This is a genomic window from Sphingomonas sp. EU05-FHT14C10 (assembly GCF_058790595.1).
On sequence record NZ_JBYTEN010000036.1, the window covers coordinates 1 to 10,968 of the forward strand.

Consider the following 10,968-nt stretch of genomic DNA (forward strand, 5'->3'; position numbering starts at 1 on the left):
CCTGCGCCGCTCGCGTCCGAAAAGGGCGTGCTCTGGTAAGGTTTGGGCCGGGTGGGGGAGCGGGCTGGCGCCGTGTTCAGGCAGCTACTGCAGCGAATAATGAAGCGAGACGTGCGACAGCCAGCCAGGCATCGCCGCCCCCATCTGCACCGATTCGGTGACCTTGCCTGACGAGGTAAAGGGAATGGCGGCGGCCCACAGGCCGAGCCCGATCAACGCCAGATAGGTGACGACGATCCCGACGACGCGGAGCTTCAGCGGCCCTTCCATGCCGATCGCGTGCAGCACGCGCGCGAGGATATAGACGACGCCGACCGCCCAGAGCAGCATGCTGGTGCCCTCGGCCAGCTCGATCAGGCCGACGAGGATCAGGATGATCGGCGTATATTCGATGAAATTGGCGTGCGCGCGCATCCGCGCGGTCATGATCGCGTCGCCGCCGTCGCCCACGCTGATGCCTGCTCCGCGCCGCCGCAGCGAGCAGCGAATGCCGAGCCAGGCATTGAGTATCGCCGCCGCGCCGGCGATCGTCATGGTGATCGGCAGGATCATACTAACCTCCCCTAAGGCCTTGCCTTGCTGTGCCACGGGCACTCGATGCTTGCAACGATCGCGGGAATCGCTATAGGCGCTTCCTCGCTCGCGCACAGTCCGGCCGCCAAAGGTCCGCGGCCAGACAAGGTCGTTGCCCTAATAGCGGCCCATTCCTGTTGCGCTTTTGAACAGTTTTGAATGGAACAGGTGCCGTCATGGCAGTGCCGAAGAGAAAAACCTCGCCGTCCAAGCGGAACATGCGTCGCAGCCACGACGCGCTGACCGCCGCGGCTTTCCAGGAATGCCCCAACTGTGGTGAGCTGAAGCGCCCGCACAATCTGTGCACGGCGTGCGGCCACTATAACGGTCGCGAAGTCACCTCGGTCGAAGCCTAAGGCTTCCCGGCAAGTCTGGAGGATCGGCGCGTGGGCGATTCGCCACGGATCGCAATCGACGCGATGGGTGGCGACGACGGGCTTGCCGTCATGCTCGACGGCGTGGCCCTTGCCCGCCGGCGCGACGAATCGCTGCGCTTCCGCCTCGTCGGCGACGAGGCGAAGATTCGTGCGGCTCTCGCCGATCATCCCAATCTCGCTGCCGCATCGGTCGTCGTCCATGCCGACGAGGTGATCGCCGGCACCGACAAGCCGAGCGCCGCGATCCGCCGCGCCAAGACGAGCTCGATGGGGCTCGCCATCGCCGCCGTGAAGGCCGGCGAAGCCGATGCCGCCGTCTCGTCGGGCAATACCGGCGCGCTGATGGCGATGGCCAAGCTGTCGCTGCGCACCATAGCGGGGATCGATCGTCCCGCCCTCGCCGCCTTGCTGCCGACGCTCGGCGACAATGATCTCGTCATGCTCGATCTCGGCGCCAATACCGAGTGCGACGCGCGCAACCTCGTCGAGTTCGCGATCATGGGAGCGGCCTATGCGCGCACGGTGATCGGCCTGCCCGAGCCGCGCGTCCGCCTGCTCAATATCGGCTCGGAAGAGCTGAAGGGAACGGGCGACGTTCAGGCCGCCGCCGCCACGCTGCGCGCGGGCGCGCACCTGCCGCTGCGCTTCGACGGCTATATCGAGGCCGATCGCATCGGCCAGGGCGATACCGACGTCGTCGTCTCCGACGGGTTCAGCGGCAATATCGCGCTCAAGTCGATCGAGGGCACCGCCCGGCTGATCACCGATCTGCTGCGCCGTGCCTTCACCAGCTCGCTGCGCTCGAAGGCGGGCTTCCTGCTCTCGCGCCCCGCCTTCCACATGATGCGCACGCATCTCGATCCCAACAATCATAATGGCGCGGTCTTCCTCGGTCTCAACGGCATCGTCGTGAAGAGCCATGGCGGCGCCAATGCAAACGGCGTCGCGCACGCCATCGGCGTCGCGGCCAAGCTGGTGCGCGACGACATCACCCGCCGCATCGCCGACGATCTCGGCCGGCTGGGACCAGAATCAGGCAAGCCGGAGGTAGCCGCGCAATGACGATCCGCTCGGTCATCCTCGGCACGGGTTCGGCGCTGCCAAAGCGCCGCGTGTCCAATCAGGAACTTGCCGAGCAGGTCGACACCTCCGACGAATGGATCGTCGAGCGCACCGGCATCCGCTTCCGCTATATCGCGGGCGACGACGAGACGACTTCGACGCTGGCGACCGACGCGTCGCGCAAGGCGATCGCCGCCGCCGGCCTCCAGCCGACCGACATCGATCTGATCATCCTCGCCACGGCGACGCCCGATCAGACATTCCCCGCCAGCGCGACGCGCGTGCAGGCGGCGCTCGGCATCGACGATTGCGTCGCCTTCGACGTGCAGGCGGTCTGCTCGGGCTTCCTCTATGCGCTGAGCGTCGCCGACAGCATGATCCGCGCGGGCTCGGCGCGGCGCGCGCTGGTCATCGGCGCAGAGACCTTCAGCCGCATCCTCGACTGGGAAGACCGCGCCACCTGCGTACTGTTCGGCGACGGCGCGGGCGCCGTCGTCCTGGCTGGCGAGGAAGGCGGCGACCGCGGCGTGCTCGCCACGAAGCTCCACGCCGACGGCCGGCACAACGAGATGCTCTATGTCGACGGCGGTCCCTCGACCACCGGCACCGTGGGCAAGGTCCGCATGCGCGGGCGCGAAGTCTTTCGCCACGCCGTCGTCAATCTCGCCGGCGTGATGAACGAGACGCTGGCGGCGGCCGGAGTCTCCGCTTCCGACGTCGACTGGCTGGTTCCGCATCAGGCCAATTACCGCATCCTCGACGCCACCGCGCGCAAGCTCAACCTGCCGGCCGAGAAAGTCGTCGTGACGGTCGATCAGCATGCCAACACCTCGGCAGCATCGGTTCCGCTCGCGCTCGACACGGCGGTCAATGACGGGCGCATCAAGCGCGGCGACCTGCTCGTCCTCGAGGCGATGGGCGGAGGCTTCACCTGGGGCGCTGCCGTCATCCGCTACTAAAGCGCTACTTTTCGCTGCGGGCGGAATAGTATAGAAGCTAACCAGAGCATTAGCCCGTGGGGGATTGGATGACGACGTCCGGCACTTTGACTCGCGCTGACCTTGCCGAAGCGCTGCACCGCGAAATCGGATTGTCGCGTGCCGAGTCCGCGGGGCTCGTCGAACAGATATTGGAGCGCATGTGCGCCGCGCTCGCCAAGGGCGAGAATGTGAAGATCTCGGGCTTCGGCAGCTTCGTGCTGCGCGACAAGGGTGAACGCATCGGCCGCAACCCAAAGACCGGCGTCGAAGTGCCGATCGCGCCGCGCCGCGTGCTCACCTTCCGCGCCAGCCAGATGATGCGCGATCGCATCGTGGACGCCGGCTGACCGGGCGATGGCTGACGACAAGGCCGAAGGCGCGTTCCGGACGATCGGCGAGCTGTCCGAGGAACTCGGGCTGCCGCAGCATATATTGCGCTATTGGGAAACGCGCTTTCCCCAGCTTCGCCCGCTCCAGCGCGCGGGAAAACGCCGCTATTACCGGCCTGCCGACGTCGCGCTCGCCAAGCGGATCGATCAGCTCCTCAACCGCGAGGGCTATACGATCAAGGGCGTGCAGAAGCTGCTTTCCGGCCGCAGCAACGGCACCCCGGCCCCCGTCGCCGAGGCGCCCCGCCCGGTAGCAGAGATCGAGAGCATCCCGACGCGCGTGATCGCCGAGCTCAAGCGCATCCGCGCGCAACTGGCGATGGCGCTGGTCGAGGACCGGGCCTGACGCCTGCTCCTCATCCCCGCGCGTGCGGGAATGACGGGACGTCGATCAGCGATCGGGGCCCAGTTCGGGGTCCAGATCGCGCGGGCGGGTAAAGCGGGCAAGCGTCGCGCCGCCGTTCCTGAGGTCGTCCCAGCGTTCGATATCCAGCTGCATCTCGGCAAGGCTCGCGGTCGGGAACTTCTCTTCCACATCGTCGCGCAGGCGATCGTCGGGGCTGTCGGGCACCAGCAGCAGCACCAGATCCTCCAGCCCCGGATTATGCCCGACGAGCAGCAGCCGATCGACCGAATCGGGGGTCTCGCGCACCAGATCGAGCAACGTCGCGGCCGAAGCGAGATAGATGCGCCTGTCCCATGCCGGGACAAGCGTCCGCCCGAACCCGTCCCATACCCCCTCCAGCGTCTGCACCACGCGCACCGCCGGCGAAGCGATCACCTTGTCGAAATCGAGGCGCTCGACGCGCATGTGCCGCCCCATCGTCCGCGCCGCGCGGGTCCCCTTGGCGTTGAGGGGCCGATCGAAATCGCGGGGCACCATATCGTCCCAGCTCGACTTGGCATGGCGCAGCAAGGTCAGCGTCTTCATCGGATTCCCGGCATTGGCTCCTGCCCAAGGCTTTGCCCCAAGTCGATGACGGATGAAAGACGCGCGCGCGTCCGCTGCACCGCTTCCTCAAGCGTCACCCGCGCGATCGGCGTGCCAGCCGGAAAGGCGGTCAGCAGGCGCGATGGGACGGCGGCGGAAAGCAGCACGAACATGCCGCGATCATCGGCGCGGCGGATCAGCCGCCCGAAGGCCTGCGCCAGCCGCGCGCGGATCATCCGGTCCTCATAGGCCGATCCGCCACCCGCCAGCTTGCGCGCGGCATGGAGCACGCTCGGCTTGGGCCAGGGCACGCCTTCCATCACCACGAGACGCAGCGAATCGCCCGGCACGTCGACGCCGTCGCGCAAGGCATCGGTGCCGAGCAGCGACGCGCGATGATCGTCGCGGAAGATGTCGACCAGCGTCCCCGTGTCGATCGGATCGACATGCTGCGCGAACAGCGGCAGCCCGTCGCGCGCCAGCCGGTCCGCGATGCGGGCATGGACGGCACGTAGCCGCCGGATCGCGGTGAACAGCCCCAGCGTCCCCCCGCCTGCCGCACCGATCAGCGCAGCATAGGCGCCGGCGAGCTGCGCGACGTCGCCGCGCTTCACGTCGGTGACGACGAGGACCTCGGCCTGCGTCGCATAGTCGAACGGGCTCGGCGCCTCGAAATGGATCGGCGCGCGCGGCATGTGCGCTGCCCCCGTGCGTGCCTCGGCCGCCGCCCAGTCCCCCCCGCTCAGCGTCGCCGATGTGATCATCACGCCGTGTGTGGGCTTCAGCACCAGGTCAGCGAGCGGGCGCGTGGGGTCGAGCCAGTGGCGGCGCAGCCCGATGTCGAACTCGCGCCCCTCGATGCGGTCGACCGCAAGCCAGTCGACGAAGTCGGGATCGGCCGGGCCGCCGATCCGCGCGAGCAGCGCCAGCCAGCCGCCCACCGTCTCGGCGCGCCAGCCAAGCGAAGCGATCGCGCCTTCCACGCGCGCGCGCGCCTGCGCATCAAGCCAGTCGGGCGCATCCTGCATCACCGCCTCGAGCCGCTTGCCAAGCGTGACGAGCGGGCGGAGGATCGCCTCCAGCGCCTCGGCGGCCGGCCCCGCTGCCTCGACGAGCGCGCCATCGAGCCCCGCCAGTTCGGTCTCCAGCCCATAGCCGGCATCCTCGCCTTCGCCGCGCGCATAGACGGTGCCGCGCACCGCGGCGAGCAGCGCCTCGATCCGGCCGAGCGGCGCGCCTTCGGCGATACGCCCCAGCCAGCCGTCGCCGGGCAGCGCCTGCGCCGCCGCCACCGCCGCCGCGATCGCGCGACCGCCCTCCTCGTCATAGGAGGCGACATCGGAAAGCCGCGCCGCCAGCCCGCGCCGCCGCCCCCGCGACGTGCCTTCGGGCCCCGTTATCCAGCGCCGCAGCTCGATCGCTTCCTGCCCGGTCAGCGCGACCGAGAACATCGAATCGGCGGCGTCGAACAGATGATGGCCTTCGTCGAACACCAGCCGCGTCGGGCGGTTCGCTTCCTCGCGCCCGCGCGCGGCATTGACCATCACCAGCGCATGATTGGCGACGACGATATCGGCGTCGGCGCTCGCGCGCGCGGCATGTTCGATGAAGCATTTCCGGTAGTGCGGGCAGCCGGCATAGACGCATTCGCCGCGCCGGTCGGTCAGCGCGGCCGATCCGTTGCGGCGGAACAGCGTCGGCAGCCAGCCGGGCAGGTCGCCGCCGATCATGTCGCCGTCGCGCGTGAAGGCCGCCCAGCGCGCGACAAGCTGCGTAAGGATCGCCGCGCGCCCCGCGAACCCGCCCTGCAACGCATCCTCCAGATTGAGCAGGCAGAGATAATTTTCGCGCCCCTTGCGGATCACCATCCGCTTCCGCCGCGCGCGCGGATCGGGGAAGAGCCGCTCGCCCTCGCGGTCGAGCTGGCGCTGCAGCGCCTTGGTGTAGGTCGAGACCCAGACCGCGCCGTCCGCCGCCTCGGCCCAGAGCGATGCCGGCGCGAGATAGCCCAGCGTCTTGCCGATCCCCGTTCCCGCCTCGGCCAGCAGCAGGGTCGGCGCGTCGCGCGACGGGCGCGGACGGAAGATCGCGGCGGCGGCCTCGGCATAGGCGCGCTGGCCGGGGCGCGCCTCGGCGCCGTGGCCGGTCAGCGCGTCGAGCCGTTCGATCACCGCCTCGGGCGCGATCTCGATCGTACGCGGCGCACCGCGCGGCGGCTTCTCCTCCCATTCGGGCAGCTTCGAGAACAGCCAGCGCTCGGCGCGTTCGGGGCGGCGGATATGCTCGGCCGCCGCCATCGCCCAGGGCCAGCGCAGCCGGCCAAGCGCCTGCGCCGCCGTCCACGCGCCTTCGCGCTCGTGCCAGTCCTCCGCCGCCATCTGCGCCAGCAGCATTTCCGCCGCGCGGATCAGCAGCGCGGGCACCGCCGCATCGTCGGCTGGCGGCGCGAGGCCCAGCGCGCGCGCCAGCCCCTTGGGCGTCGGCACCGCGAAGCGCGCCGGCCGCACGAAAGCGAACAGCTCGAGCAGATCGAGCCCCGACAATTCGGCATAGCCCAGCCGCTGGCCGACGAGCGGCGCGTTGAGCAGGATCACGGGCGTTTCCGAGGCGATCGCGATCGCCTCGCCACGCCCCACGGCGCGCGTTTCGCCGTCCGGGCGCGCGACCCAGATTCCGGCATGGCTTGCGTGGAGCGCCGGATAAGGCAAAGAGGCGGCCATTCCCCCGTTATGCCGATCAGGAACGAAAGGGCAACGAAGTTGAGTGACCTGCGCACCGCCGCGATGCAATCAAAGGCATGGCCTTTCGAGGAGGCGCGCAAGCTGCTCAAACGCTATCCGGACGGCGCGCCGGCCAAGGGGCATATATTGTTCGAGACGGGCTATGGCCCCTCGGGCCTGCCGCATATCGGCACCTTCAACGAAGTGCTGCGCACGACGATGGTCCGCAACGCCTATCATGCGCTGTCGGACGTGCCGACGCGCCTGCTGGCGTTCAGCGACGATATGGACGGGCTGCGCAAGGTGCCCGACAATGTGCCCAACAAGGCGATGCTCGCCGAAAATCTCGGCAAGCCGCTGACCGAGATTCCGGATCCCTTCGGCAAATATGAGAGCTTCGCGCATCACAATAATGCGATGCTGCGCCAGTTCCTCGATCGCTTCGGCTTCGATTACGAGTTCGCGTCGTCGACAGAATATTATCGCTCGGGCCGTTTCGACAATGCGCTGAAGCTCGTGCTCGCGCGTTACGACCAGATCATGGACGTGATGCTGCCGACCTTGCGCGCCGAACGCCGCGCCACTTACTCGCCGGTGCTGCCCGTCAGCCCCAAAAGCGGAATCGTGCTGCAGGTGCCCGTGGAGATCGTCGACGCCGAGGCGGGGCTGATCCGCTTCGAGGATGAAGGCGAGATGATCACCCAGTCGGCGCTGTCGGGTCTCGCCAAGCTGCAATGGAAGGTCGACTGGGCGATGCGCTGGGTCGCGCTCGACGTCGATTATGAGATGGCGGGCAAGGATCTGATCGATTCGGTCACTCAGTCGGGCAAGATCGCGCGCGTGCTTGGCGGCCGGCCGCCCGAGGGCTTTAATTACGAGATGTTCCTCGACGAAAAGGGCGAGAAGATCTCCAAGTCCAAGGGCAATGGCCTCAGTCTCGAACAATGGCTGACCTACGGCCCCGAAGAGAGCCTGGCCTTCTTCGCCTATCGCGAGCCCAAGAAGGCGAAGCAGCTCCACATGGGCGTCATCCCGCGCGCCGTCGACGAATATTGGCAGTTCCGCGCCAACTGGCCGAACCAGCCGATCGAACAGCAGCTGGGCAACCCCGTGCATCACATCCACGACGGCAAGGTGCCTTCGGAGCCGATGCCGGTCACCTTCGGGCTTCTCCTCAACCTCGTCGGCGTGATGGGGGCGGACGCCACCGCCGATCAGGTCTGGGGCTATCTCGGCAATTATGTCGCCGATGCCAGCGCGGACAAATATCCCGCGCTCGACAAGCTGATCGGCCTCGCGCTTGCCTATAACCGCGATTTCGTCGCACCCACGCTCAAGCGCCGCAAGCCCGAGGGCGTCGAGGTTGCAGCGCTCGAACGCCTCGATCGCGAGCTGGCCGCGCTTCCCGAAGGCGCGAGCGCAGAAGAACTGCAGAACATCGTCTATGCCATCGGCAACGAAGGCGGGTTCGATCAGCTGCGCGACTGGTTCAAGGCGCTTTACGAAACTTTGCTGGGCTCGTCGCAGGGTCCGCGCATGGGCAGCTTCATTGCGCTTTACGGCATCGCCAACACCCGCCGCCTGATCGCGGAGGCGCTGGGTGCGGCCTAGCCATTTCGTCGCCGCTTCGCTGATCGCCTGCATGAGCGCCGCCCCGGCGTTGGCGCTTACGCCGCGCGAGACGCTGATCGCCGCCGCCTTCGACGCACGCGACAAGGCCAGCGCGATGGACCTGATCCAGCGTGCTTATAATGGCGCTACGGCCCAATTGGCGCGCGATCCGCGCGATCGCGACGCGCAGATCATCCAGGTGATGGCGGCGGGCTATGCGGCCAAGCTCGATCGCAGCCGCCGGGGCGCGCTCGCCGCCCGCGCGAAGATCGAGAAGCTGGCCGAAGCCTATCCGCGCGACGCCGAGGCGCAGATCGTGCTCGCCGGCTGGCATCTCGACGCCATCGCCGAACTGGGCGGCCTCGTCGCGCGCGCGGCGGTGGGCGCCAGCCGCGACACCGGCCTCGAAGCGCTCGACCGCGCCGTCGCGCTCGATTCGCGCCGCGCCGCACCGCCGGCGATCGCCGCGCTGATGCGCATCCGGCTCAATCCCAGGGATGTCGCGCGATCGCGCCAGCTCGCGGAGATCGCGATGAAGGCCGAAACGCCGACGCTGCTCGATATCGTGCTGCAGAAGCGTGTCGCGCTGATCCTCCAGCCGCTCCGCGCTGGCGACGGTCGCAAGGCGCAGGCGCTTGCCGAAACGCTGCTGCCTTTCGGCCGCCTGCAAGGTTGAGCGGCGCACGCGCGATCGGCTAGGTTCTGCCTGTTTGATATGCTGCGGCGCCGACCCTCTCCCCCACCCGGCCTCCGATCCAGGATATACTGAGTGGGAGGCCGGGTGGGGGAGAGGGCCGGCGCCGCCAAACAGGACATGCCCATGGACAAGCGCAGCGAGCGGGCCCGGCTTTTCAGGGTCCTTCACGTCCCGGGCGACCCGGTGATCCTGTTCAATGTCTGGGACGCGGGCAGCGCGCTCGCGGTTGCCGAGGCGGGCGCGAAGGCTCTCGCGACCGGAAGCTGGTCGGTCGCCGCCGCGCACGGCCATTTCGATGCCGAGGGACTGCCTATCGATCTCGCCATCGCCAACGCCGCGCAAATCGCCGCCTCGACGCTGCTGCCCGTCACGCTCGACTTCGAAGGCGGCTATGCCGTCGACCCGGTCGCGCTCGCCGCCAATTTCGCGCGCGCGATGGCGACCGGCGTCATCGGCTGCAATTTCGAGGATCAGATCGTCGGCGGTGAGGGGCTTCACCCGATCAAGCTGCAGGCGAAGCGGATCGCCGCGATGCGCGACGCCGATGCCGAGGCCTTCATCAACGCGCGCACCGATATTTTCCTGAAGGCCCCGCCCGAACAGCATGACGCCGCCAAGCTCGATGCCGCGATCGAGCGCGCCCGCGCCTATGCCGATGCAGGGGCAAGCGGCTTCTTCGCGCCCGGCCTCAAGGACGAAAGGCTGATCGCGCGGCTGTGCGAAGCAACCCCGCTCCCCGTCAACATCATGGCCTTCGCAGGCGTTCCCGGCGCCCGCCGCCTCGGCGAACTGGGCGTCGCGCGCGTCAGCCACGGCCCCGGCCCCTATCGCCTCGCGATGAAGGCCCTGCACGACGCTGCGGTAGAAGCGATGAAGGCCTAAATCACCCCCACCGTCATTGCGAGCGCAGCGAAGCAATCCAGGGATGTCGACATCGCACTGGATTGCTTCGCTGCGCTCGCAATGACGAGGAGCTAGGCTCGGAAAATTCGCTCACCCCCGCGCCGGGGCGAAGGTCAGCGCCAGGCCGTTGATGCAGTGCCGCTTGCCCGTAGGCTTGGGGCCGTCATCGAATATATGGCCCAGATGGCCGCCGCAGCGGATGCAGTGCGCCTCGGTGCGGTCCATGCCCAGCGTCGTGTCGCGCCGCGTGCCCACCGCGCCGGGGATCGCCGCCCAGAAGCTCGGCCAGCCCGTGCCGCTGTCGAACTTGGTCTTCGACGGGTAAACGGGCAGCGCACAACCCGCGCACAGGAAATTGCCCGCGCGGTGCTCGTTCAACAGCGGGCTGGTGAAGGGCCGCTCGGTCCCCTCCTCGCGCAAGATGTGAAAGACGGCTGGGCTCAGCCGTGCGCGCCACTGCGCCGGCGTCAGGTCGAAGCGCTTGTCGGTCGCTTTCGACGCCGCGTCGGAACTGTCGGACATGCAGCCGGCGACCGCCGCCGCCGCGATGCCGCCAAGAAGAGTGCGCCTGTCGATCATGCCGGTCCTTTCGCCACCCCCTCACGCTGATACGTGGCGCGGCGGCGAAAGGTTTCAAGCGGGTGGAGCTTCATGTGGTCACGGCACCGGCCCGCTCCCCCACCCGGCCTCCCACAGAATATCCTGGATGGGAGGCCGGGTGGGGG

Annotated in this window: 12 protein-coding genes; 8 read left to right on the plus strand and 4 right to left on the minus strand. The window is 68.3% G+C overall.

Annotation, left to right across the window (positions count from 1 at the left end; all coding sequences use genetic code 11):
* Positions 1 to 84 precede the first annotated feature (84 nt).
* Positions 85 to 552, minus strand: coding sequence for an MAPEG family protein (locus AC3WT0_RS19445; protein WP_492755065.1), 468 nt, complete (start codon positions 550 to 552; stop codon positions 85 to 87).
* A gap of 197 nt (positions 553 to 749) precedes the next feature.
* Here AC3WT0_RS19445 and rpmF point away from each other — a divergent pair, with 197 nt between their 5' ends.
* The 5 genes from rpmF to AC3WT0_RS19470 all read left to right on the plus strand — a co-directional run bounded on the left by rpmF (position 750) and on the right by AC3WT0_RS19470 (position 3,727).
* Positions 750 to 929: a 50S ribosomal protein L32 gene (gene rpmF, locus AC3WT0_RS19450; RefSeq protein ID WP_492755066.1), complete on the plus strand. Its 180-nt coding sequence runs from the start codon at positions 750 to 752 to the stop codon at positions 927 to 929.
* A gap of 30 nt (positions 930 to 959) precedes the next feature.
* The gene (plsX, locus tag AC3WT0_RS19455) at positions 960 to 2,012 is read left to right on the plus strand and encodes a phosphate acyltransferase PlsX (RefSeq protein WP_492755067.1); all 1,053 of its coding nucleotides are present in this window, start codon (positions 960 to 962) and stop codon (positions 2,010 to 2,012) included.
* Positions 2,009 to 2,971 carry a beta-ketoacyl-ACP synthase III gene (locus tag AC3WT0_RS19460; protein WP_492755068.1) on the plus strand — a complete coding sequence of 321 codons (963 nt, stop codon included), beginning with the start codon at positions 2,009 to 2,011 and terminating at the stop codon, positions 2,969 to 2,971. Before plsX ends, AC3WT0_RS19460 begins: the two co-directional genes overlap by 4 nt.
* 68 nt (positions 2,972 to 3,039) lie before the next feature.
* On the plus strand, positions 3,040 to 3,339 hold the full coding sequence (locus AC3WT0_RS19465) for an integration host factor subunit alpha (RefSeq protein ID WP_492755069.1): 300 nt from the start codon (positions 3,040 to 3,042) through the stop codon (positions 3,337 to 3,339).
* 7 nt (positions 3,340 to 3,346) lie between these two features.
* Positions 3,347 to 3,727, plus strand: coding sequence for a MerR family transcriptional regulator (locus AC3WT0_RS19470; protein ID WP_492755070.1), 381 nt, complete (start codon positions 3,347 to 3,349; stop codon positions 3,725 to 3,727).
* A 45-nt stretch (positions 3,728 to 3,772) separates the two neighbouring features.
* Here AC3WT0_RS19470 and AC3WT0_RS19475 read toward each other — a convergent pair whose 3' ends face one another.
* Complete coding sequence (locus tag AC3WT0_RS19475; RefSeq protein ID WP_492755071.1) at positions 3,773 to 4,312, minus strand: SixA phosphatase family protein; 540 nt, start codon at positions 4,310 to 4,312, stop codon at positions 3,773 to 3,775.
* On the minus strand, positions 4,309 to 7,032 hold the full coding sequence (locus tag AC3WT0_RS19480; RefSeq protein WP_492755072.1) for an ATP-dependent DNA helicase: 2,724 nt from the start codon (positions 7,030 to 7,032) through the stop codon (positions 4,309 to 4,311). The genes AC3WT0_RS19475 and AC3WT0_RS19480 overlap by 4 nt, the downstream gene beginning before the upstream one ends.
* 63 nt (positions 7,033 to 7,095) lie before the next feature.
* Here AC3WT0_RS19480 and AC3WT0_RS19485 point away from each other — a divergent pair, with 63 nt between their 5' ends.
* From AC3WT0_RS19485 to AC3WT0_RS19495, 3 genes are all read left to right on the plus strand, one after another.
* Entirely contained in the window at positions 7,096 to 8,643 is a 1,548-nt protein-coding gene (locus AC3WT0_RS19485) for a lysine--tRNA ligase (RefSeq protein WP_492755076.1), read from the plus strand.
* Positions 8,633 to 9,319, plus strand: a complete 687-nt coding sequence (locus AC3WT0_RS19490; protein ID WP_492755073.1) for a hypothetical protein — start codon at positions 8,633 to 8,635, stop codon at positions 9,317 to 9,319. The genes AC3WT0_RS19485 and AC3WT0_RS19490 overlap by 11 nt, the downstream gene beginning before the upstream one ends.
* Before the next feature lie 144 nt (positions 9,320 to 9,463).
* Entirely contained in the window at positions 9,464 to 10,222 is a 759-nt protein-coding gene (locus AC3WT0_RS19495; RefSeq protein ID WP_492755074.1) for an isocitrate lyase/PEP mutase family protein, read from the plus strand.
* A 111-nt stretch (positions 10,223 to 10,333) separates the two neighbouring features.
* On the opposite strand, the gene msrB is transcribed toward AC3WT0_RS19495, so the two are convergent.
* The gene (gene msrB / locus AC3WT0_RS19500) at positions 10,334 to 10,822 is read right to left on the minus strand and encodes a peptide-methionine (R)-S-oxide reductase MsrB (RefSeq protein ID WP_492755075.1); all 489 of its coding nucleotides are present in this window, start codon (positions 10,820 to 10,822) and stop codon (positions 10,334 to 10,336) included.
* Between the last annotated feature and the right edge of the window lie 146 nt (positions 10,823 to 10,968).

Bases quoted from the DNA above. Each gene is read 5' to 3' on its own strand.
- AC3WT0_RS19445 (WP_492755065.1), bottom strand. From the start codon at position 552: ATGATCCTGCCGATCACCATGACGATCGCCGGCGCGGCGGCGATACTC.
- rpmF (WP_492755066.1), top strand. From the start codon at position 750: ATGGCAGTGCCGAAGAGAAAAACCTCGCCGTCCAAGCGGAACATGCGT.
- AC3WT0_RS19460 (WP_492755068.1), top strand. From the start codon at position 2,009: ATGACGATCCGCTCGGTCATCCTCGGCACGGGTTCGGCGCTGCCAAAG.
- AC3WT0_RS19465 (WP_492755069.1), top strand. From the start codon at position 3,040: ATGACGACGTCCGGCACTTTGACTCGCGCTGACCTTGCCGAAGCGCTG.
- AC3WT0_RS19470 (WP_492755070.1), top strand. From the start codon at position 3,347: ATGGCTGACGACAAGGCCGAAGGCGCGTTCCGGACGATCGGCGAGCTG.
- AC3WT0_RS19475 (WP_492755071.1), bottom strand. From the start codon at position 4,312: ATGAAGACGCTGACCTTGCTGCGCCATGCCAAGTCGAGCTGGGACGAT.
- AC3WT0_RS19480 (WP_492755072.1), bottom strand. From the start codon at position 7,032: ATGGCCGCCTCTTTGCCTTATCCGGCGCTCCACGCAAGCCATGCCGGA.
- AC3WT0_RS19485 (WP_492755076.1), top strand. From the start codon at position 7,096: ATGCAATCAAAGGCATGGCCTTTCGAGGAGGCGCGCAAGCTGCTCAAA.
- AC3WT0_RS19495 (WP_492755074.1), top strand. From the start codon at position 9,464: ATGGACAAGCGCAGCGAGCGGGCCCGGCTTTTCAGGGTCCTTCACGTC.
- msrB (WP_492755075.1), bottom strand. From the start codon at position 10,822: ATGATCGACAGGCGCACTCTTCTTGGCGGCATCGCGGCGGCGGCGGTC.